This window comes from Flagellimonas myxillae, from assembly GCF_023502235.1.
In the GTDB taxonomy this organism is placed as follows: Bacteria; Bacteroidota; Bacteroidia; order Flavobacteriales; family Flavobacteriaceae; genus Flagellimonas; species Flagellimonas myxillae.
The window spans coordinates 193,226-214,300 of record NZ_JAMFLY010000002.1; the positions used below are offsets into that span (position 1 = coordinate 193,226).

Below are 21,075 nucleotides of genomic sequence, written 5' to 3' on the forward strand. Positions count from 1 at the left end.
TACATACTTGATGTGGTAAAATGTTAAGAGCGAATCTGATTGTATTGATATTCTTGTTTGTCTTGGCGGCAACGTTCCATCAGGCGCTCTATTTTCTAATTCCTGCCATCACCCTGTTTTTTATTTCCAAACAAAGGCAATCCCGAATTTCCTTGTCCCCTTTGGTTAAATTGTATCTGCTAATCGTGACAGTGGCCATTGTATTTTTTGTGATACAATCCATTATGAATATGAATGTGGCTCTTTTTTCCATTAAAGGGATTGCCAGATATGTATGTTATCTATTGTTTGCAAGTTATGTGCTCACGGCCAAGATTGAGGATGTCCGGGATTTTTTTAAAGTGATCATCATATTTTTTGTGATTACATTTCCATTGGGCATCTACCAAGTTTGGGCCGTAGATCGATATCAAGGGATTTTTAATCACGCTAACCATTTTGCATATATACTTTGCTTTTGCATTTACTTTTTAGTGTTCCATAAGCCCTTTAAAACAAAATGGCTTGGAAACCTTTGCCTTTTGGTGTTGTTTTTATCCATTATTTTGACCAAGTCCTCTGGCGGCATGTTGGTACTTTTAACCCTTCTGGCTTACAATGTGGCACGATCAAAAAGAATATCATTGAACAAAAAGCTACTGCTGCTTTTTAGCTTTTTGGGGATAACTACATTGGTGTTGTTTTCTTCAGAAAAGGTAACCAGCCAGCTGGACAGCATTAACTATTTAAATTGGGAGTTTCTTAAAGAAAGGGTGGAGCAATTTAAGGTAGGAGGCTATGGATCTGTGGTCTGGCGGGTAATTTACTGGATCAAGATATTGTTCTCATTTTACGAGGAGTCCTGGGGGAGGATAATATTTGGCGTTGGTGTGGATACCATGACAGAGGGCAACATGCCATATCCCTATATGTACAAGGACCCGCACAACGATTTTCTAAAGATCTTGGTAGAGTTTGGATTGGCAGGGCTCTTTCTATTTCTGTTTTATTTCAGAAAGATTTACAAGATTGTCAACAAGAATTTTAAGATTATCATATTGATCATAATACCGATATTTTTCGGTAATGCAATCGTGAACTTTGTTTTCAATATCACCTTGCTATTGCTATTGGCCTATGAATATAGATTCTATTATATCCAGAACGACCAACGTTCTATTGCTGCTGTTCATTAGTTTCACAGTACTGCCTGTGAAGTTGAACTATAGCAGCATAACCATAGTAGCACTTTTGGTTGTGGCCCTGGTCAATCTTATTCTAAAAGAAAATAAAGGAGGAGTAAATGGGTATGTTTTTGTCTTAAGTGTCCCCTTGTTGGTGTATGTTGCTGGGATGATAAATACGGAAAACTTGGACAACGGGTGGAGCTTTGTAACCCGGAACCTTAGTTTTTTAGCCTTTCCCATAATATTTTATAGTCTAGGCAACAGGGTGCAAAAACAGAAGATATTTAATGCCTATTTGGTGATACTTACCCTTGTAAATATTTACTTGCTGTATTTATTCGCTTACTATTTTAATTTTGGGGAAAGATTCTATAAAATTGTCACAGTTGATATTTACCATTCAACGTATCTCGGTCTGTATAACTTGTTTGGTTATTGGATTTGTATCGCATTTGTCCATAAGGGGAATAGTAGAAGGTATTTCTTTTGGGCACTTTTTTTGTTGATTTCGGCCATGGCCACTTCAGCAAGAATAATCTTTGTCCTTTCGATAGCGTCATTGATCTTTACGGCTCCCCTGTTTTTTAAATCGATATTGGGACGGCTTGGCCTAGTTTTAGGAACCGCGATCTTTGCTTTTGTGGTGTTCAATTATGCACCTTCCATCAAGCAAAAGTTCTCGCAAATTTCGGAACTGGAGCATTTTGGATTTGACAAGGACAACCATCGTGGGGTATCCTCCCGCTTTGGTAACATTGATGCTTCGTTTCAGCTCATTCAAAAGAATACAATGTGGGGAACGGGTACGGGTGATATTACAGACGAGTTGGTGGAGGTTTATAAGAAAATGGGGTTTACCATGGGATACAAGTACAGGTATAACCCGCATAACCAATACTTGGACAATTTGGTGAGAAATGGCATAATTGGAGGAGGAATAGGGTTGCTGTTCATATACCTTATACCTCTTTGGGTGTCGTTTAGAAAAAAGGACCTGTTGTTGACTACCTTTATACTATTGGTTGCAGGTGTAAGCTTTACAGAATCCTTATTGGATGTTCATAAAGGAATTACCTTCTATGCATTCTTTGTCTGTTTGTTGTATACGAGACATGCAATGGGTGGAGAATTGAAAATAAGCAAAATGGGGAATAACAAAAATTTCTAAGGTGGAAGCATTAAAAAAATACAGACTCTGGCTTTTATTGTTGGTAGTTTTTACACTTCCAATGTACATGAAGATTAACAATGTACTTTTGGCATTTTACATTGGTTTGCGATTAGTTGAAATCCTCTTTGGAAGTTCCAGGTTCAACTATAGAAAAGTAATGCTCAGGGGCGCACCCGTTTTTGCGTTTTTTGTTCTTGCCGTCATCGCCTCCTTTCATTCGCTGGATTGGGAAAACATCTATTATCTAGAAACCCAGTTGTCCTTGTTACTGGTCCCAATTGCCCTAATTTCTGAAGATGATTTTGATGCAGGAAAAAGAAGGAAGGTTTTTATGGCCCTGGTCTTTGGATGTCTGACCACTTTGGCTATTTGTTATGCCAATCTTATTTGGGAAATTCTAAGCAAGGGAGAGTCTTGGGCAAATTGGTTTACCTGGAGTAATATGGGGCATGATTTTACGCCTGTGGCCGATACACACCCTACGTATCTCGGCCTCTTCATTGTTACCTCAATTCTGTTTTTAATACAAGACGAACTGCTTTCAAAGAAATGGAAATATTTCTTCCTTATTGTCTTCGTATTTGGGCTGTTTCAATTGGCCAGCGATATGGTGGTGCTATTGCTGTTGCTGTTTTTTGTTTATTTGGCAATCAGCAAGGTTTCGATATACAAACAACAGATAATGGTCCTGGTTTCGGGAATTGGTATTTGCGCCCTTCTATTCTGGACTATGGGAGATAAATATATGAACAACAGGATGTTTTCCGTTGACAGTATTTTGGACGAAAAAAGAATTGAACGATGGGAAGTATCCTATGAAATTTTTAAGGAAAACCCATTTATTGGTGTTGGATTTGCCGAGATTGATTCCGTAAGAAGGCAAAAATATATTGACGGCAATTATTCTTTGGCCGAGGCAAATGACTTAAATGCCCACAACCAATTTTTAGAGTATTTGAGCATAAATGGGGCCATCGGTGGCTTTGCCTATGTACTTTCCCTTGGGCTGCTGTTCCTGTTAAGTGTCTACAGGAAGGATTATCTGTTTACTTTTATTTTCTTTGCCTTCATTTTAGCAAATCTTACCGAGTCTACATTGGTTAGGATAAAGGGCATTGAGTACTTTGCGATATTCTCTTCATTATTTCTAAGTTGGCCGGGCAAGGCAAAAAAATAGATCCATGAACATATATATTACCTTGGATTATGAGCTGTTTTTCGGCTCGAAAAGCGGAACGGTGGAGAAATGTATTCTTGAACCTACCGAGGAACTTTTAAAGCTTACTAATCCTTACGGCATTAAGTTCACTTGTTTTGTGGATTCTGGCTATTTGCTGGCGCTGGAAAAATTCAAGTCCGATTTCAGGAGTTTAAAATCGGACTATGAAAAAATAACCCAGCAAATAAGATATTTGGCCGATAACGGACATGGAGTGGAGCTTCACATACATCCACATTGGGAAGACTCATACTATGATGGCGCCAAATGGGTATTCCATACAGAGAGATATAGGCTGTCCAATTTTTCTGAAGAGGAAATCATTGACATAATTTCCCGCTATACCAAAGTTTTGGAACGAATATCGGGAAAGAGCCCGCAGGCATATAGAGCTGGTGGTTGGAGTGCACAACCCTTTGGCCCAATTGGAAAAGGTTTGAAAAAAAATGGGGTGCTGATCGATAGCACCGTTTACCCAGGAGGCAAATACCTTTCCAACAATCAATCTTTTGACTTTTCCCGGGTAGACCAATACAAAACCAAATACAAGTTTTCGAACGACCTGGTCAAAGAAGATGAAAATGGGGAATTCACAGAAATCCCCATAAGCTCTTATAAAGTTCCGCCCTGGTTTTTCTGGAAGTTTGTGCTCATCAAGTTTTCCAAACAGTCAAAACATAAAGCTTATGGTGATGGAAGTGCCATTAAAATGGCCAAAAGCAATGTATTAAAGCTACTATTCAGTTTTTCGCACAGTGTGGTATCCATTGATGGATATAAAGCATCTTTACTAAACAAGGCTTTTCGAAGATATCGAACCAAAACGGCAAACAATGGAAATATGGTCCTAATTGGCCACCCAAAGGCATTCACCCGATTTTCGCTAAAAAAACTATCCAATTTTATGGAAAGCACTTATAGGGACCACAACTACAAAACCTACCAATGAATCGCATAAATATCCTAAATACAACTATTGACAATTTTTCAATGGAAGAGACACTCGGGAAGGTGTTTAAAGCCATTGAGGAAAAAAAGCATATCCATCATGTCGTGGTCAATGCGGGCAAAATAGTTTCCATGCAAAAAGACCTCCAACTTCGGGAAAGTGTCAATAAAAGCCATATCATCAATGCAGACGGACAAGCTGTGGTTTGGGCTTCAAGATTTCTGCGTAAACCTTTGAAAGAACGGGTGGCAGGTATTGATCTTATGGAAAATTTGGTTGAGGCATCCCACATCAATAATCATAGGATATTTTTCTTTGGCGCCAAGGAAGAAGTTGTGAAAAAGGTGGTGGAATTGTATACCGAAAAATATGGTGAAGGAATAGTGGTGGGCTATCGAAATGGATATTTTAGAAAGGAAGAAGAACAGGAAATTGCCAAGCAAATAGCTGACAGCGGTGCGCAAATTTTGTTTGTAGCTATGAGTTCCCCTAAGAAGGAGAATTTTCTGTTTGACAACAGAGATGTTTTGGGAAAAGTTAATTTCGTTATGGGAGTTGGCGGCAGTTTTGATGTGGTCGCCGGTAAGGTTAAGCGAGCACCAAAATGGATGCAAAAAACCGGTCTGGAATGGTTTTATAGATTAATACAGGAACCTAAAAGAATGTGGAAAAGATACTTGGTTGGGAATACCAAGTTTATTGTTTTGGTTATCCGTGAACGTTTTAAATTTTAATACATTTAATCTCCAGCCCTAATTTGAAAAGCGTTTATGTTTTTTAGGTTCACAAAGTATTCCGATTTGATAAAGCCGATGTCGCTAATTGTTGACTTATTGGTCATCAATTTGTTCGCATATTTTTTGCCTATTAACCTCGAGGAACCCCTTTTGTTTCATTTGTATATCACTGGAGGTTGGATTTTGTTCTCGACCCGAAACGAATTTTATAAAATCCACAGATACACAAAAGTGCCTATCATCATCAGAAAGATTTTCACACAGTTTATTTTCTTCTTTCTGTTGCTTTACGCATTTATCGGGTTTTTTAAACAGCCTGTAATGAGCCGATATGCCTTGGCACAATATTTCGTATTGGTCCTGTTAACAGTAGCTGTCATAAAACTCATTTCGTACGTGCTTCTAATGCAGTACAGGGGTAGTTTGCGCGGGAATATTAGAAATGTCGTGGTCATCGGAAAGAATAAAAAAACGGACCAATTGGTTTCAGTCTTCAACGATAGAGCCGAATTCGGATATAATTTTATCAAACAGTTTTCGCCGGGAAGCCTTGATTTTAATTTGATGGATTGTTTCAACTTTATCAAAACCAGCAGGGTTGATGAAATTTATTGCTCCATATCAGAGTTAAAAAATGAAGAATTGACGGCCTTTATAAACTTTGCCGACAATAATTTAAAGACGCTGAAATTTATCCCCGATAATAAAAACATATTCGCCAAAAAGCTCAAGTTTGAATACTACGATTATATACCGGTTCTTTCTTTACGGGACATACCCCTGCATAACCCGATCAACGCCTTTTTAAAACGCAGCTTTGATATGGCATTTTCCCTTTTGGTAATTCTGGGGCTTTTGTCTTGGCTGACCCCTTTACTGGCAATTCTTATAACTTTGGAGTCTAAAGGCCCCGTTTTCTTTAGACAGACCCGAAATGGAGTTGATAACAGGGAATTCTATTGCTATAAGTTCAGGTCTATGGCGCCCAATACTAATGCTGATAGTATTTCTGCCACTAAAAACGATATGCGTATCACAAAAATTGGCCGGATAATAAGGCGGACGAGCATCGATGAATTGCCGCAGTTTTACAATGTTTTATTTGGGACCATGTCGGTTGTGGGCCCAAGGCCGCATATGGTCAAACACACCAACGAGTATGCAACAAGTGTGGATAAATATATGGTTCGCCACTTTGTTAAACCTGGAATAACGGGACTGGCACAGGTACGTGGTTATCGTGGCGAGATTGAACAGGAAGCAGACATCCTGAACAGGACCAAGTTCGACATCTTTTATATTGAAAACTGGTCTATGTTCCTGGATTTGAAAATTATTGTCCAGACAGTATTAAACGCCATCAAGGGCGAAGCAAAGGCTTACTAAAATGAAAAAAACCCTTATCACCGGAGCGGCAGGATTTCTTGGATCACACCTTTGCGATCGGTTTGTTGCCGAAGGCCACCACGTTATCGCAATGGACAATCTGATTACCGGCGATCTCAAGAACATAGAACATCTTTTTCCCTTGGAACGATTTGAGTTTCATCATCACGATGTCTCCACCTTTGTGCACTATGGGGGTGACCTAGATATTATTTTACATTTTGCTTCCCCGGCCAGCCCCATCGATTATCTTAAGATCCCAATTGAAACCTTAAAGGTGGGGTCTTTGGGCACCTTGAACCTGCTTGGTTTGGCAAAGGATAAGAATGCAAGAATCTTGGTGGCTTCCACTTCCGAAGTATATGGAGATCCTTTGGTACACCCGCAAAGCGAGGATTACTACGGAAATGTTAGTCCTATCGGCCCTCGAGGAGTGTACGACGAGGCCAAACGCTTTATGGAATCCATTACCATGGCCTATCATAGGCATCATGGTCTAGACACCCGAATAGTCCGCATATTCAACACCTATGGCTCTCGTATGCGCCTAAACGATGGGCGTGTGGTGCCTGCCTTTATGGGACAAGCACTTCGCGGCGAGGATTTAACCGTGTTCGGTGATGGTTCCCAGACCCGTTCTTTTACCTATATAGATGACCAGATAGAAGGGATTTATCGATTGTTGATGAGCGATTATGTAGAACCCATCAACATTGGAAATCCAGATGAAACCACCATTTTGGAGTTTGCCGAAGAGATTATTAAGCTTACGGGAACAGATCAAAAAATAGTCTTTAGGCCACTCCCACAAGATGATCCCTTACAACGGCAGCCCGATATATCCCGCGCCAAGGAAATCTTGGATTGGGAACCCAAGGTAAATCGAAGGGAGGGTCTAAAAAAGGTTTATGATTACTTCAAATCTCTTTCCCCAGAAGAACTTCATCGCAAAGAGCACCGCGATTTTTCACATTTGAACGGGAAATAAATAAGGATATCACAGGGCGGGTTTGCGAATTGATTTATTTTTGCCAAAAATTCAACCATGAACATTCTGGTCCTTGGCTCGGGAGGGCGCGAGCACGCCATCGCCCATAAGATTTCTCAAAGTTCCAAAGTAGACAACCTTTATGTTGCCCCTGGAAATGCCGGCACCTCCGACATTGCCACAAACCTTGAGGTCGGGGTAAACGATTTCGATACCATTAAGGAAATAACACTTTCCAAACAAATAGATTTGGTGGTTGTTGGACCGGAAGACCCCTTGGTCAACGGCATCCATGACTTTTTTCTGAATGATTCGGAACTACGCAATGTGGCCGTGATAGGGCCGCAGAAAGCCGCCGCCACCCTAGAGGGCAGCAAGGAATTTGCCAAGGAGTTTATGATCAGGCACCAGATTCCCACGGCGGCCTACCAGAGCTTTACCGCAGAAAACCTCAACGACGGATATACCTTTTTGGAAACTTTGCAGCCTCCCTATGTCTTAAAAGCGGATGGACTGGCTGCCGGAAAAGGAGTGCTAATTCTTCACAATTTGGAGCAGGCCAAAAACGAACTAAAATCCATGTTGCTCGATTCCAAGTTTGGGGCCGCTAGCGCCACTGTGGTGATCGAGGAGTTTTTGGATGGCATTGAGCTAAGCTGTTTTGTGCTGACCGATGGTACCAACTATAAAGTGCTACCAACGGCCAAAGATTATAAACGTATTGGAGAAGGGGACACCGGCCTCAATACAGGGGGTATGGGCGCCATTTCTCCCGTTCCTTTTGCCGATGCCGATTTCATGCACAAAATAGAGGAGCAGGTCGTAAAGCCGACGGTAGATGGCCTTAAAAAAGATGAGCTGCCCTATGTTGGATTTATCTTTATTGGATTGATCAAAGTAGGGGACCAACCCAAGGTCATAGAATACAACGTGCGTATGGGCGACCCAGAAACCGAGGTTGTAATGCCCAGGATAAAATCCGATTTGGTTGAGGTGCTAAAAGCAATGGCAGACGGCACCTTGAACGAGGTAAACCTTGAAATTGATGAAAGAACTGCAACTACCGTTATGGCAGTTTCTGGAGGCTACCCTGAGGCATACGAAAAAGGCAAGAAGATTACCGGGATTGAAGACATCCAAAATTCATTGGTGTTCCATGCAGGCACAAAATCTGTGAATGGGGAAGTGGTAACCAATGGGGGCCGTGTTATGGCCGTTACCTCTTTCGGAGATGATTTTGGAAAAGCGTTGGAACTGTCCTATCAAAATATGGAGAAGCTACATTTTGATGGGATATACTATCGTAAGGACCTAGGATTTGACCTATAGCAAAAATAACCGCCAATCAGCGGATGTTGAAATCAAACTTGGAAACGGAAGAAATTAAAGGTAAGAGTGGGAAGAAATACTCTTATCCTCTTCACCATTGTCATTGAAAATTTTCAACTCCTTCATCCAGTATACGGTGGCAACAAATCCAATAACGGTAAAAACCCAATTAACGGTGTTGGAACCCCACCAGCTATCCATAGAACGGAATAAATCATACAAGTAAAAAAGGTAGTTTACAAATAAGTCTTCAATGCCGTAAAAAAACTTGCTCATGTTGGCTATATTTACTTTGCAAAAGTAGTAAAACCCGCGATGATTTCAAGCTTTTTCGGAAAAACAAAGCCCATAAATTACATTGTGCTTTCCGTTTTTCTGTTTCTTCTTTACGGCTTATTCCTAATTCTGAATTGGAATTTGGAACCGGAGCATTTTTCCTTCTCCCTGGAAATCTTGGTATTAGCAGTACTACTGCTGACACTTTTTTTGATCAACCAAATTGTGAAGACAGAAAAGGTCACCGAATTTAGCAGTTTTGCCATGTTATTTTTTGTGCTTTTTTTGCTTGCTTTTTCCGAAGCATTGGCAGATAAAAACGGCATTTTCACCAACTTTTTTCTAATGTTGGCCGTATGGAGGCTCTTGGCTATCAAGTCCATCAAAAATGTAAAACACAAAATTTTTGACGCATCTTTTCTGATTTGTGTGGCCAGTTTGTTTTATGAGTGGGCGCTCCTTTTTTTGATATTGGTCTTTGTGGTCATCAATGTGTACGAAAGGAAGACCGTGAAAAATTGGATGGTTCCGCTAATAGCGATAATAACTGTGTTTGTTTTAACATTGGGGATTACGGCATTGCTGGGAACTCCCGATTTTTTCGAGGAACGCTTTCGCTTTCCCATTGGTTTTTTGACAGATGGAGCTTTGGGACAGAATAGCATGTTATCGATTTTGATCTATGTTTCCTTGATAGGCATTCTTTCCTCCTTGGTCTTTTTACAGGTACGAAGAAAGGGAGGTGGTAAATTGGTGCCCCTGCGCATCCTGTTTTTGGCGTTCGCTATAGGATCGATTATGGCATTTTTGATACCAGATGGAACGGGCACCATATTGATTACCTTTTTTCCTGCTGCGGTATTCGCCACCAATTTCTTGGAAACCATTAAAAAGCCCAGAATCCGGGAATTGGTAGTGGTGGTTATGATCGTGGCCCCTATTTTGATTTTTGTCCAAACCCTTTAATCCATAAAGCAATATCTTTGCTGGAAATTTGTATGCCATGTTCAGCGATTTTGCTTTTAAGGTCTTTCAACAAAGTATAGACACCTACCACATTAAAGACGATGTATACCAAGAGTTCACCAACCCTTATCCCAAGGATCAGGTGGAGCACCTGTTGTACAGAAAAAATTGGATAGATACGGTACAATGGCATTATGAGGACATTATCAGGGATCCCGGGATAGATCCGGTTGCTGCTTTGGACCTCAAAAGAAAAATTGATGCCAGTAACCAGGACAGAACAGACTTGGTGGAATATATAGACAGCTATTTCCTGAATAAATACAGCGCTGTTGAAGTGGATGAAAAGGCTACAATAAACACCGAAAGCCCCGCTTGGGCTATTGATAGACTTTCCATTTTGGCCCTAAAGATTTATCACATGAAAGAGGAGGCAAATCGAACAGATGCCTCTTCGGAGCATATACGAAAGTGTAAGGAAAAACTGGACGTGCTCCTAGAACAGCGAAAGGACCTCTCCCAAGCTATAGACCAACTATTGCACGACATTGAGCAAGGCAACAAGTACATGAAAGTCTACAAGCAGATGAAAATGTACAACGACGATGAACTAAACCCGGTGCTCCGTGGACAAAAAGGGTAAACCGGCCCATATTTTGGTCATTCGGCTTTCAGCAATGGGAGATGTGGCCATGACCGTTCCTGTGCTACAGGCGGTACTCAAAAAATACCCTAATCTAAAGATCACTATTTTAACCAAAAAGGCCTTTTTCCCCATTTTTACGGGCCTGGAACGGGTATCCCTATTTGAGGCTGATGTAAAAAAGAGACATAAGGGCATGATCGGCCTTTGGCGATTATATCGAGAGTTAAAAAAGCTCGGTTTCAGTGGGGTGGCTGACCTGCATAATGTTTTACGAAGTAACGTATTGCGAAAGTATTTTGCCTTGGACCGCATTCCCTTTGTGCAAATTGACAAAGGTAGATCGGGAAAAAAAGCATTGACCAGAACCTCGAACAAAAACTTTAGCCAACTAATAAGTACGCATCAGCGCTATGCAGATGTTTTTGGCAAACTTGGTTTGAATATTGAATTACAGCATGCGGACTTTTTGGAAAGGCGAACCCTTTCCGATGGTGTGCTGGAGCATGTTGGTGGTCAGGACGCCAAAAAATGGATTGGAATAGCCCCTTTTGCGGCTTTTGAAGGCAAAAGGTACCCCTTACACCTAATGACCAAGGTTATTGACCACCTGAATGATACCGATAAGTATAAAATTTTGCTTTTTGGCGGAGGCCCAAATGAAACTGCAAGGTTGGAGCAGTTTGCAAAGCCTCGGAACAACGCCTATAACATGGCAGGGAAACTGAAGCTGGCCGAAGAACTGGAACTGATTTCCAATTTGGACGTTATGTTGGCCATGGACAGTGGAAATGCCCATTTGGCCGCTAATTATGGAATTCCGGTGGTAACACTATGGGGCGTTACCCATCCCTTTGCGGGCTTTTACCCCTTTCGCCAGCCCATGGACAATGCCTTGTTGGCCGACAGGGATAAATTCCCCTTGATTCCCACCTCGGTATATGGGAATAAACTACCCAAAGGATACGAATCCGTGATGGAATCCATTACTCCCAAACAGGTGGTGGATAAGATTCTCAGCATATTGGAGAATTAAAGGGAAAATTTTAGTCAGTTTGAGTGGCAATTCAAAGATTTGGCGTATCGAAAACAAGATAATTTCAGAGTCTAAGCCCTACTCGACACTAAATTTCAAAGAAATTTAACTCGAAGTGACGAATGCGTCAACAATCTACGCTTCAACCCGTTTTTCCACAATAGCATTAAAATACAACTTCATCTGCTGGATGTAATTGTACTTCAACTGTCGGTTATTGTTTTCGGATAATAGGGTTCGCATGCCCAAATACGAGGCGATGATATAGGAAGCGACTCCCTCACAATCCACATGGCGGGCAATATGGCCATCTACCTTACCTTTTTTTAGTACTGAGACCAAGTTTACCTCCCATACTTTGATAATATCCTTAAGGTAACTGGAAATTTCTGCATTCCGTTTATTAAACTCCGTTAAAAAATCGTTTAGCATAAAGCCATATACCATTTCATTTTGTTTTCCCGGCTCCAGAGCTTGTTCCAATGTGTCCAAAATAACAGGAAGTGGATTTTCGTGGGTGTTCAAGGGTTCCACCAACAGGGCATATACCTTTTGCACAACCAAATTTTGGATAATACTTATAAAGTAGTCTTCCTTCGATTTAAAATGATGGTAAAAAGCACCTTTGGAAAGGGATAGTTCTTTAAGGATGTCGTCCAGGCTAGTGTTGTAGTAACCTTTTTCATGGAAAACTTCCAGGCCCGTGGCGCACAAACGATGCATGGTTTCACGCTTTTTTAGGTTCTTGTCCATAAGATTTGGGTTTTGGGTTATTAGACCGTTAAGTCTGTTACAAAGTTCCCATGGAATGCTCCCAACCGAAACAATTCGGGTTATAGACACACGAAAAATCGGTGAAATGTCCAATTTAGGGGAACCTAAAAAGACAAACCGACCCCCCGGTCGGTTTAAGTGTAAATTTCTTTGGTTTAACGGTGCTTGTTGGGCTTATAGAAATCGAGAAATTAAGCCACTGTCCCTTGGCAACTACTTCCGGCACCCGCAGTACAGCCATAACAATGTTGTGAGATAACAATATTACGGTCGTTCAAAAGGTCCTCGTTGTAGTCCTTAATATGTTTCACCTTGCTTGCAACTTTCAGTTCCAGCATTTGGTTAAAGTCACAGTCGTACAACCAGCCATCCCAACTTACCGAAATGGTGTTGGTGCACATTACGTTGGAAACTGCCGCGGGATTATAGGCCTCGACTAGGGCATACATATAGTCCTCATAGTTGTCTGATGCTATCAAATAATCCAGGAAACGGGATATGGGTAAATTGGTAATGGCAAACAGATTGTGGAACTGGATTCCAAAATCCTCGTCCAAAGCTTTTTTAAAGTCGCGTTCCATCGCCATTTGGTCTCCGGGCAAAAAGGCACCTGAAGGATTGTAGACCAAATCCAATCGCAACTCGCTTTCCGGCATACCATATCCTACAGCATTCAATTCTTGTAGCGCTTTAATGGATTTATCAAAAACCCCATCCCCGCGTTGTTTGTCAGTTTTGCCACGAGTGTAGTGCGGCATGGAAGAAACGACGTGGACGTTATGTTTTTTAAAGAACTCCGGAAGGTCATAATATTTCTTGTTCGCCCTGATAATGGTCAGGTTACTTCGTACAATAAAATCCTGGATTCCGGCTTTGGCGGCCTCTTCCACAAACCATCTGAAATTGGGGTTCATTTCTGGGGCTCCCCCGGTAAGGTCCAAGGTATGTGCGCCCGTATTTCTAATGACCTCCAAGCAAAGTTCCATAGTTTCCCGTGTCATGATTTCCTTACGATCAGGTCCGGCATCCACATGGCAGTGCTCGCAGACTTGGTTGCACATATACCCCACATTGATCTGTAAAATTTCCAACTTGTTCGGGCGCAATGGGAATTGACCAATTTCTGCAATCTTATCCTTGAAATAGGGCAGTTCCCCATCTGCGAAAACACCCCCATTCAGGATTTCCAATTGCTTATTGGTTTCCGCAAGCTCATTATCCCTGGCTTTTAAGGATTTCTTGGCCGCCTTTTTTATTTGTGGCAAAATGCTTTGTTCCATTTGTATTCAGAATTATTAGGTCTACTCTCTAGAAGCGAAGCGGTCTAAATACCCAAGAGCGCCGCGCGTCTATGATTACATGGATAATTTATTGTACTTGTTCATCATTTGCACTCCGTGCACTAGGGTGGCGCCACTTTCAATCGCGGCCCCGGCATGCACGGCTTCCATCATTTCTTCTTTGGTAATCCCGCGTTGAAGCCCATCTTTTGTATAGGCATCAATACAATATGGACATTTGACCACATGGGCGACCGCCAAAGCGATCAGTGATTTTTCACGTGCGCTTAAAGCGCCTTCCTCAAACACCTTCCCGTAATAATCGAAGAATTTGTTGCCCAAATCTTCACTCCATTCGGTGATTTTTCCAAATTTTCGTAAGTCTGCTGGATCGTAGTATGAATTAGCCATTTTGTTTTGCGTTTTTTGATTGGAAATGGCCTTAAGGGCCATCCATTAATAAATAATAGGAGTAGAACCTGTAAAAAAGTTCTTCTAGGATTAAATCGAGGGTGCAAAACGAAAAGGAGAACCCTTGTTAAATGGAATTTGCCCAGAAAGAACTTTAGGCGGCGATTGGTTCAAGATAAAATGTCGCGTTCCTTGTGCAAGCAAGCTGGAAAACAGAGCTATCCACTTTTTGCCCAAAAGACGAACGTGGTTGGATAACCGTTTGATGTCGGTGATAGCATCAATATCATCCAAAACATCCAATGGACTCACCAGACAACCCATTGACTCGAAATGGGACTTGGTTTTCTTATAAAGTGACGCCCTTTGCCAAGGAAGCGATTCAAAATGCTTTGCGTTAAAGTGGGAACGATGCAAGCCCAAAAGATAAAAACCCCCATCCAATGACGGGCCCAGAACCACCTTGTTTTTGGAAAGTTGGGCTGCCGCTTCCAGAATATGTTGTTTTGTTAGGTGCGGGCTGTCATTGCCAATCGTTATAACATGATCATATCCCGTATCAAAAATGTGTTGTATCGCATTTGAAAAGCGTTGGCCAAAAGAATGTCCTTGTTGCTTTTCTTCCGTAATATGGAAATAAGGAAGGCCAGTGGCCGCAACGGTCTTTATAGCTTTTTGGGTAAGCGCTTCAAATAGATTGTTGGATGTTCCAATTTTTTTGGCATTTACTTCCTCTTCCGCCGAATTGGCAAAAAGAAGAACGGCGATATGTTTAGGACAATTGTTGGCCAAAATGGAAGGATTTCTCGTAAACTTACAATAAATCTTTTCATCAATGTAAGTCGAAAAAGTGGTTATCTGATTACATTTTAGGACCTCGAGGTCAAATTTTAACATACCGACCACCTAGTCGGTCAGCTTAAAAATGGACTTCTAAAAACCCCAGATTAAAATCGATGGGATATCGATAAAGTGCAAAATCTCCTTCTAATTTTCAATTTTCAGACTGGCTGGTCGGTTGCCCTTGCCCAAAATCTGATTGAAAAAAAGGCTTTTTGGATGTTGTTTTGGCAATTGGAGGCTAATTTAGGAACTCTCGCACCTTTCATCCTTTCATGCTTCAACAGATTATCACTTTCTAAACATCGTCATAATCCACTTTAAGGGTAGGCGTCAGTGGATGTGCCTGGCAAGTTAGGATAAGCCCCTCTTCAACTTCGCCGTCTGTCAGAATCTGGTTTTTTACCATTTCGGCCTTTCCTTCGGTAATTCTGGCAATACAGCTACTACATACCCCACCCTGGCAGGAATAGGGGGCATCGATGTTTTCTTTTAGGACGGCATCCAGCACCAAGCTCTTTTGATCCATGGTAAAGGAAAAGGTTTCATCATCAACCAATACTTCAACATGGGTTTTTCCATCCAAATTTTCGGCAAGAGTATCTTCCGTTTCGGATGCAGTGAATAATTCAAATAGGATTTTATCCTCTGGAATACCGTTGTTCTCTAAGGTCTCGGATACGGTATTGATCATCTCTTCTGGGCCACAAAGGTAGAAGGCGTCAAAATCGGTTTCCTTAAACTTGTTTTTCAGGACAAAGTTTACGGTTGAAGTCTCAATACGCCCAAAAAGAGCGCCTTCTTCTTGAGTACGACTGTAGATGGATTGCAAATAAAACCTATCGGTATATTTTTGTTGTATTTCCTGCAGCTCCTTAAAATACATGGTCTCCGCGGGGCTTTGGTTTCCAAAAACAAGTACAAAGTTACTTTCTGGATTGGACTCCAAAACCGTTTGGGCGATGCTCATTATCGGGGTAATTCCACTTCCAGCGGCAAAGGCCACTACATTTTTGGGTTTGGAAATTGGCTCAAAAACGAAGCGCCCTTCGGGTGACATTACCTCGATACTATCCCCGGCCTTAAGGTGCTCATTGGCATAAACGGAAAATGTACCATTTGGCATTTTCTTTATTCCTACAGTTAATTTGCCAGATGAGGGGGCTGAAGAAATGGAATATGCACGGCGTACCTCCTTGCCATTTACATGATGCTTTAGGGTAATGTACTGCCCGGCAGTAAAGGAAAATGTTTCTGAAAGCCCAGCAGGCACTTCAAACGTAATGGCCACTGAATTTGGGGTCAAATTATCAACGGCTGCGATTTTTAAGGCATGAAACTCGCTCATTTGGACAAATTTTGTGCAAAACTAAGGATTCGGACTATTTTGAACTGCCAAATTTGAAAAAAGAGTGCATTTTGTAACAATTGGATGGAACGGGCTACTAACCAATCGTAAAACCTCCAACCATGTTTAAGCGTTTTGTCTGGCTACAATGGAAATCCTTCTTTAGGTCATCTTCTTTTGGAAAAGGGATTGCCCTCAAAATTCTCATGATCTTTTTTGGACTGTACCTACTATCGGCATTGGTGGGTTTGGGTACTGCCCTATATTTCATTCTGCGTAAGATCTTCCCAGACCAAAACCCCATGTGGATGTTGAGCCAGTTTATGGTATACTGGGTGTTGATAGAACTCTTCTTTCGATATTTTATGCAAAAATTACCGGTAATGGACATTAAACCCCTGCTGTCCATGCCCATTAAAAAAAGCGCCATTACGCATTATATTTTAGGTCGCTCGGGAATTTCCGCCTACAATCTAATGGCCCTTTTTCTATTTCTTCCTTTCGGAATAGTGTTGCTGGTAAAAGGTTACCCTGTACTAAATGTGGTTGTTTGGTTGGTTTCCATTTTGGCAATAGTGCTCACCATCAACTATGTAAACTTTATTGTAAATAAAAATGATAAGGCTCTAGCCATCATTGGGAGCACCCTGTTGACAATGTATGGACTCGACTATTTCGGATTATTGCCAGTGCGCGAGTTTTTTGGTCCGGTTTTCCATGGATTGTACCAATATCCGATTACGGTCTTGGTTCCCATTACCTTGGCGCTGTTGGCTTATTACATCAACTATCGGTTTCTGAGAGGCCAAATATTCTTGGATGCCTCTTTAAAGACAAAGACCAAGGAAGCCAAAACCTCGGATTTGGCATGGACGAGAAGGTTTGGGGACATGGGCTCGTTTTTAAGGTTGGACCTAAAAATGATTTGGCGCAATAAGCGCACCAAGGCCCAAGTGTTTATTTCCCTGCTCTTCGTTTTTTACGGATTGATTTTTTACACCCAGGAAATTTATGCCAATATGGTTCCGCTTCATGCATTCTTGGGCATTTTTATGACGGGCATTTTCCTGACCAATTTTGGACAGTTTGTTCCCGCTTGGGACAGCTCATATTATGGAATGATGATGTCGCAGAATATCCCCCTAAGAAAATACCTGGAATCCAAGGCAAGCTTGATTTCGGTTAGTGTGGTTGTTATGTTCCTATTGACCATTCCCTATGTATATTTTGGATGGGAAGTGTTGGCCATCAATTTCGGGAGCGCCCTTTACAATCTTGGCATAAACATTCCCGTGATCCTCTACTTTGGGTCGTTCAATAAAAAAAGAATAGATCTGGACAAAAGCCCTTTGGGAAATATGCAAGGTACCAGTGCCACACAATTTTTGATCATACTTCCTGTGTTGGGGCTGCCCATACTTGTTTTTACGGCAATCTATTTTCTAGTTTCCGTGGAAGCAGCAGTAATTACTTTGTCCCTTTTGGGAATTATCGGATTTGCCATGAAAAACCGATTGTTGGATAGCATCACGGAACAATATCGTAAAAAGAAATACGGGATGTTGGCCGGCTTTAAGGAAAAGGAGGGCTAGGAAGATAAATAGCCATCATGGTTTTGAAATGAAATTCATGAACAACGAATAGACTCTGATAAACGAAAGATTGAATTTGAGCTTGATTTTTGAACTTGAACTTTACTATTTTATTTGACACTTTACCATTATGATAACCACACAAAACCTTACTAAAAAATACGGACTACAAATCGTATTGAACATTGAATCGCTGGATATTCCAAAAGGACAAAGCTTTGGTCTGGTCGGAAACAATGGCGCTGGGAAAACCACTTTTTTTAGTTTGTTGTTGGATTTGATTCAACCGACCACAGGTCATGTGGAGAACAATGGCATTCAGATCAACACCAGTGAGGATTGGAAACCGTTCACTTCAGCCTTTATTGATGAATCTTTTCTGATCGGGTATTTGACCCCAGAGGAATATTTCTACTTTATTGGAGACCTACGCGGCAGGAACAAAGCGGACGTGGACAAACTTTTGGCCACCTTCACGGATTTTTTTCATGGGGAGATATTAGGGCAAAAGAAATACTTGCGGGACCTGTCCAAAGGAAATCAGAAAAAGGCGGGTATAGTGGCCTCTTTTATTGGTAATCCGGAAGTGGTTATTTTGGACGAACCCTTTGCAAACCTGGATCCTACCACACAAATCAGGCTTAAGGCCATAATCAAGGAGCTTGCTGCCAAAGAAGGGGTGACCGTTTTAATTTCTAGCCACGATCTTTTGCATGTTACCGAGGTATGCGAACGCATAGTGGTCTTGAACAAGGGTGAAATCGTAAAGGACATCCAGACCTCAACAGAAACCCTTCAGGAGCTGGAAACATTTTTTGGCGGCTAATCCAAACCTCCATAACACGGCTTAGTGCGTGTCGTTCTCGAGCCAGATTCTTCTGGAATTTCACTCGAACCGACATATCCAAAAAATTCCGTCCACCCAAACAGGCCATCCATCAATTAAAACCCATCATCCGTTAGTTGGGCCCGAGCAGAACAAAAAATACAAAGCACTTTTAGGCCTTAATCGTAAAATTCCCAAAAGATGAAACTGAAAAACCTATTTGTTATGGCCATTTTTGCCTTGGCTGCCGTTTCCTGTAGCAAGGATGATGGCAAAGACCCGAACGGAGTCCCAAGCATTACCCCTGACCAAATCTTTAATCTGCCCGAAACCAAAGTCCCAGGTGATAATCTTGGTAAAGTGCAGGCGTCCGACCCAGACGGTGACCCTTTGACCTACTCCATTAGTGGAGAGGCCGGGCCCTTTGTTATAAATAGCACCACCGGAGTTCTGGGTTTGGCCGAAGGCCAAAGTTTGGATTTTGACACCACCAATACCTACACGCTTACCATTAAAGTGACCGATAACTCGGACACCGCCACGGAGACCATTACTATCAACGTGATCCAAATAGACCCTGAAAACCTTGCCCCTCTTATTGTGGAAGATCAAGAATTCCCTGTTGACGAGAATGTCACAGAAGATTTTATCATTGGGAGTGTCCAGGCATCCGACCCAGAGGAAGGCGCGCTGACATTTTCTATTACAACTGATGCAAGTGAACTCTTTGAAATATCTGAAGATGGAAAGCTAAGCTTGGTTGTTGGTGCCTCTTTGGATTACTAACAGATGTCATCTTACGGGTTGACCGTAAGTGTATATGATGGTCAGCATGCAAGCAGTGAACAAATAACTATAAATGTCAACAATGTTAATGAGACCCCTAGCGTATCCAATCAGGAATTTGAAGTCAAGGAGGACGTTACCGTGAATGTGGTACTTGGAACCCTGGAGGTATCCGATCCGGAGAATGATGATTTGACATTTGGCATCAAAACCAATGATGCAGACCTTTTTGAAATAGATAGTACCACTGGTGATATCAGATTGACCCAGGGACAAAATCTTGATTTTGAGAGCTCGGAACAACACTTGATTGTTGTTACGGTGGCAGACGATGAATTCATTGTTGAATTGGAAGTTAGATTTATAGTACAGAATGTTATTGAAAGCCCTTCCGAAGATCCTTCAGCATTTGTCACAACATGGTATGTTATCGATGCCAATGAAGTTATCGTTGTAGGTACTGATCCAGATGACTTATTTATCGACGGCTATGACTATACCATTGATTGGGGTGATGGTTTTGTTGAACACATAACTAATAATGAGCCGCCGTATCACATTTATGCACAACCTGGCATAAAAACTGTGTCCATTAACGGTGAATTTCCCAGTATTGACTTGCCTTACAATTCCTATGGCTCTAAGCTACACAGTATTGAACAATGGGGTGAAATACAATGGAAGGACCTAACCTTCTCTTTTGCCCACTGCATGAACATGCACTATAATGCAACAGATACGCCAGATTTGTCTCATGTTACAGATTTAACCGGAATGTTCCTAAATGCCGCCACATTCAATGGTGGAGACCTAAGTGGATGGGATGTGAGCAATATTACAAACATGTCCCAAATGTTTGAGGGTGCAACCGAGTTTAATGGCAATATTGGCAATTGGCATGTAAACAATGTGACAAATATGGAACACATGTTTTTGGGTGCAGAGTCATTCAATCAAAATTTGGAGAATTGGGTGGTGTCTAAGGTGGAGAACATGGACAGCATGTTCGCCCAAGCTCATAAATTTAATGGTAACGTTACCAATTGGAATGTGCAAAGCGTTGAGGATTTTAGCGCTATGTTCCTCGGAGCATTTGCATTTAATCAGAACCTTGGGGGTTGGAACATAAAAAGTGCTACAGCAATGAATGGAATGCTAAGTAGTTCTGGGGTGGATATCCCCAATTATAACAATACCCTAATCGGGTGGAGTCAGCAACAAGATCTACCAACTGGTATTTCACTTGGCGCATTTGATTTAGTTTATTGTGGGGATGACGCTATTGAGGCACGAAATTTTCTAACAGGTGCAAAGCAATGGACTATTACTAACGATTTTGAGTGTAACTAATC

21 protein-coding genes are annotated in these 21,075 nt (G+C 41.5%); 15 read left to right on the forward strand and 6 right to left on the reverse strand.

What is annotated here, in order from left to right:
- Nucleotides 1–20: 20 nt before the first annotated feature.
- From M3P07_RS09280 to purD, 8 genes are all read left to right on the forward strand, one after another.
- Nucleotides 21–1,175, forward strand: coding sequence for an O-antigen ligase family protein (locus M3P07_RS09280; protein ID WP_249969630.1), 1,155 nt, complete (start codon nucleotides 21–23; stop codon nucleotides 1,173–1,175).
- Nucleotides 1,117–2,334 (forward strand): O-antigen ligase family protein, encoded by a 1,218-nt coding sequence (locus M3P07_RS09285; RefSeq protein WP_249969631.1) that lies wholly within the window; start codon nucleotides 1,117–1,119, stop codon nucleotides 2,332–2,334. The genes M3P07_RS09280 and M3P07_RS09285 overlap by 59 nt, the downstream gene beginning before the upstream one ends.
- A gap of 67 nt (nucleotides 2,335–2,401) precedes the next feature.
- Nucleotides 2,402–3,514: an O-antigen ligase family protein gene (locus M3P07_RS09290; protein ID WP_249969632.1), complete on the forward strand. Its 1,113-nt coding sequence runs from the start codon at nucleotides 2,402–2,404 to the stop codon at nucleotides 3,512–3,514.
- Nucleotides 3,515–3,518: 4 nt separating this feature from the next.
- On the forward strand, nucleotides 3,519–4,505 hold the full coding sequence (locus M3P07_RS09295; RefSeq protein ID WP_249969633.1) for a polysaccharide deacetylase family protein: 987 nt from the start codon (nucleotides 3,519–3,521) through the stop codon (nucleotides 4,503–4,505).
- Nucleotides 4,506–4,546: 41 nt separating this feature from the next.
- Nucleotides 4,547–5,239: a WecB/TagA/CpsF family glycosyltransferase gene (locus M3P07_RS09300; RefSeq protein ID WP_249969634.1), complete on the forward strand. Its 693-nt coding sequence runs from the start codon at nucleotides 4,547–4,549 to the stop codon at nucleotides 5,237–5,239.
- 78 nt (nucleotides 5,240–5,317) lie between these two features.
- Nucleotides 5,318–6,628: an exopolysaccharide biosynthesis polyprenyl glycosylphosphotransferase gene (locus M3P07_RS09305; RefSeq protein ID WP_417952559.1), complete on the forward strand. Its 1,311-nt coding sequence runs from the start codon at nucleotides 5,318–5,320 to the stop codon at nucleotides 6,626–6,628.
- A gap of 1 nt (nucleotide 6,629) precedes the next feature.
- Entirely contained in the window at nucleotides 6,630–7,616 is a 987-nt protein-coding gene (locus tag M3P07_RS09310) for a UDP-glucuronic acid decarboxylase family protein (protein WP_249969636.1), read from the forward strand.
- A 57-nt stretch (nucleotides 7,617–7,673) separates the two neighbouring features.
- Nucleotides 7,674–8,945: a phosphoribosylamine--glycine ligase gene (gene purD / locus M3P07_RS09315; protein WP_249969637.1), complete on the forward strand. Its 1,272-nt coding sequence runs from the start codon at nucleotides 7,674–7,676 to the stop codon at nucleotides 8,943–8,945.
- A 54-nt stretch (nucleotides 8,946–8,999) separates the two neighbouring features.
- Here purD and M3P07_RS09320 read toward each other — a convergent pair whose 3' ends face one another.
- Nucleotides 9,000–9,221, reverse strand: coding sequence for a DUF6341 family protein (locus tag M3P07_RS09320; protein ID WP_249969638.1), 222 nt, complete (start codon nucleotides 9,219–9,221; stop codon nucleotides 9,000–9,002).
- A 39-nt stretch (nucleotides 9,222–9,260) separates the two neighbouring features.
- Between M3P07_RS09320 and M3P07_RS09325 the strand changes: the two genes are divergently transcribed.
- Genes M3P07_RS09325 through M3P07_RS09335 form a run of 3 tightly spaced genes read left to right on the forward strand, consistent with a single transcriptional unit; the run spans nucleotide 9,261 to nucleotide 11,866 of the window.
- A complete protein-coding gene (locus tag M3P07_RS09325) occupies nucleotides 9,261–10,187 on the forward strand; it encodes a DUF6427 family protein (RefSeq protein WP_249969639.1) in 927 nt (308 codons plus the stop codon).
- 37 nt (nucleotides 10,188–10,224) lie between these two features.
- Nucleotides 10,225–10,830 (forward strand): DUF4254 domain-containing protein, encoded by a 606-nt coding sequence (locus M3P07_RS09330; RefSeq protein WP_249969640.1) that lies wholly within the window; start codon nucleotides 10,225–10,227, stop codon nucleotides 10,828–10,830.
- Nucleotides 10,814–11,866: a glycosyltransferase family 9 protein gene (locus tag M3P07_RS09335; RefSeq protein WP_249969641.1), complete on the forward strand. Its 1,053-nt coding sequence runs from the start codon at nucleotides 10,814–10,816 to the stop codon at nucleotides 11,864–11,866. The genes M3P07_RS09330 and M3P07_RS09335 overlap by 17 nt, the downstream gene beginning before the upstream one ends.
- Before the next feature lie 135 nt (nucleotides 11,867–12,001).
- Here M3P07_RS09335 and M3P07_RS09340 read toward each other — a convergent pair whose 3' ends face one another.
- The 5 genes from M3P07_RS09340 to M3P07_RS09360 form a co-directional block, all read right to left on the reverse strand.
- Entirely contained in the window at nucleotides 12,002–12,619 is a 618-nt protein-coding gene (locus M3P07_RS09340) for a TetR/AcrR family transcriptional regulator (RefSeq protein ID WP_249969642.1), read from the reverse strand.
- 212 nt (nucleotides 12,620–12,831) lie between these two features.
- A complete protein-coding gene (arsS, locus tag M3P07_RS09345) occupies nucleotides 12,832–13,920 on the reverse strand; it encodes an arsenosugar biosynthesis radical SAM (seleno)protein ArsS (RefSeq protein ID WP_249969643.1) in 1,089 nt (362 codons plus the stop codon).
- 75 nt (nucleotides 13,921–13,995) lie between these two features.
- Nucleotides 13,996–14,331, reverse strand: coding sequence for an arsenosugar biosynthesis-associated peroxidase-like protein (locus M3P07_RS09350; RefSeq protein WP_249969644.1), 336 nt, complete (start codon nucleotides 14,329–14,331; stop codon nucleotides 13,996–13,998).
- A gap of 90 nt (nucleotides 14,332–14,421) precedes the next feature.
- On the reverse strand, nucleotides 14,422–15,228 hold the full coding sequence (locus tag M3P07_RS09355) for a TIGR04282 family arsenosugar biosynthesis glycosyltransferase (protein WP_249969645.1): 807 nt from the start codon (nucleotides 15,226–15,228) through the stop codon (nucleotides 14,422–14,424).
- A 241-nt stretch (nucleotides 15,229–15,469) separates the two neighbouring features.
- Entirely contained in the window at nucleotides 15,470–16,519 is a 1,050-nt protein-coding gene (locus M3P07_RS09360) for a ferredoxin--NADP reductase (protein ID WP_249969646.1), read from the reverse strand.
- Nucleotides 16,520–16,641: 122 nt separating this feature from the next.
- Between M3P07_RS09360 and M3P07_RS09365 the strand changes: the two genes are divergently transcribed.
- The 4 genes from M3P07_RS09365 to M3P07_RS09380 all read left to right on the forward strand — a co-directional run bounded on the left by M3P07_RS09365 (nucleotide 16,642) and on the right by M3P07_RS09380 (nucleotide 21,073).
- Nucleotides 16,642–18,111: a DUF5687 family protein gene (locus M3P07_RS09365; RefSeq protein WP_249969647.1), complete on the forward strand. Its 1,470-nt coding sequence runs from the start codon at nucleotides 16,642–16,644 to the stop codon at nucleotides 18,109–18,111.
- Nucleotides 18,112–18,241: 130 nt separating this feature from the next.
- Complete coding sequence (locus M3P07_RS09370) at nucleotides 18,242–18,937, forward strand: ABC transporter ATP-binding protein (protein ID WP_249969648.1); 696 nt, start codon at nucleotides 18,242–18,244, stop codon at nucleotides 18,935–18,937.
- Between the two features lie 201 nt (nucleotides 18,938–19,138).
- The gene (locus M3P07_RS09375) at nucleotides 19,139–19,723 is read left to right on the forward strand and encodes a cadherin repeat domain-containing protein (RefSeq protein WP_249969649.1); all 585 of its coding nucleotides are present in this window, start codon (nucleotides 19,139–19,141) and stop codon (nucleotides 19,721–19,723) included.
- A gap of 3 nt (nucleotides 19,724–19,726) precedes the next feature.
- Nucleotides 19,727–21,073 carry a BspA family leucine-rich repeat surface protein gene (locus M3P07_RS09380; protein WP_249969650.1) on the forward strand — a complete coding sequence of 449 codons (1,347 nt, stop codon included), beginning with the start codon at nucleotides 19,727–19,729 and terminating at the stop codon, nucleotides 21,071–21,073.
- The last annotated feature ends 2 nt before the right edge of the window (nucleotides 21,074–21,075 follow it).

Excerpts from the sequence above, each read along its gene's own strand:
- M3P07_RS09280 (WP_249969630.1), top strand. The coding sequence starts at position 21 with ATGTTAAGAGCGAATCTGATTGTATTGATATTCTTGTTTGTCTTGGCG.
- M3P07_RS09285 (WP_249969631.1), top strand. The coding sequence starts at position 1,117 with ATGAATATAGATTCTATTATATCCAGAACGACCAACGTTCTATTGCTG.
- M3P07_RS09290 (WP_249969632.1), top strand. The coding sequence starts at position 2,402 with ATGAAGATTAACAATGTACTTTTGGCATTTTACATTGGTTTGCGATTA.
- M3P07_RS09295 (WP_249969633.1), top strand. The coding sequence starts at position 3,519 with ATGAACATATATATTACCTTGGATTATGAGCTGTTTTTCGGCTCGAAA.
- M3P07_RS09300 (WP_249969634.1), top strand. The coding sequence starts at position 4,547 with ATGGAAGAGACACTCGGGAAGGTGTTTAAAGCCATTGAGGAAAAAAAG.
- M3P07_RS09305 (WP_417952559.1), top strand. The coding sequence starts at position 5,318 with ATGTCGCTAATTGTTGACTTATTGGTCATCAATTTGTTCGCATATTTT.
- M3P07_RS09310 (WP_249969636.1), top strand. The coding sequence starts at position 6,630 with ATGAAAAAAACCCTTATCACCGGAGCGGCAGGATTTCTTGGATCACAC.
- purD (WP_249969637.1), top strand. The coding sequence starts at position 7,674 with ATGAACATTCTGGTCCTTGGCTCGGGAGGGCGCGAGCACGCCATCGCC.
- M3P07_RS09320 (WP_249969638.1), bottom strand. The coding sequence starts at position 9,221 with ATGAGCAAGTTTTTTTACGGCATTGAAGACTTATTTGTAAACTACCTT.
- M3P07_RS09325 (WP_249969639.1), top strand. The coding sequence starts at position 9,261 with ATGATTTCAAGCTTTTTCGGAAAAACAAAGCCCATAAATTACATTGTG.
- M3P07_RS09330 (WP_249969640.1), top strand. The coding sequence starts at position 10,225 with ATGTTCAGCGATTTTGCTTTTAAGGTCTTTCAACAAAGTATAGACACC.
- M3P07_RS09340 (WP_249969642.1), bottom strand. The coding sequence starts at position 12,619 with ATGGACAAGAACCTAAAAAAGCGTGAAACCATGCATCGTTTGTGCGCC.
- arsS (WP_249969643.1), bottom strand. The coding sequence starts at position 13,920 with ATGGAACAAAGCATTTTGCCACAAATAAAAAAGGCGGCCAAGAAATCC.
- M3P07_RS09350 (WP_249969644.1), bottom strand. The coding sequence starts at position 14,331 with ATGGCTAATTCATACTACGATCCAGCAGACTTACGAAAATTTGGAAAA.
- M3P07_RS09355 (WP_249969645.1), bottom strand. The coding sequence starts at position 15,228 with ATGTTAAAATTTGACCTCGAGGTCCTAAAATGTAATCAGATAACCACT.
- M3P07_RS09360 (WP_249969646.1), bottom strand. The coding sequence starts at position 16,519 with ATGAGCGAGTTTCATGCCTTAAAAATCGCAGCCGTTGATAATTTGACC.
- M3P07_RS09365 (WP_249969647.1), top strand. The coding sequence starts at position 16,642 with ATGTTTAAGCGTTTTGTCTGGCTACAATGGAAATCCTTCTTTAGGTCA.
- M3P07_RS09370 (WP_249969648.1), top strand. The coding sequence starts at position 18,242 with ATGATAACCACACAAAACCTTACTAAAAAATACGGACTACAAATCGTA.
- M3P07_RS09375 (WP_249969649.1), top strand. The coding sequence starts at position 19,139 with ATGAAACTGAAAAACCTATTTGTTATGGCCATTTTTGCCTTGGCTGCC.
- M3P07_RS09380 (WP_249969650.1), top strand. The coding sequence starts at position 19,727 with ATGTCATCTTACGGGTTGACCGTAAGTGTATATGATGGTCAGCATGCA.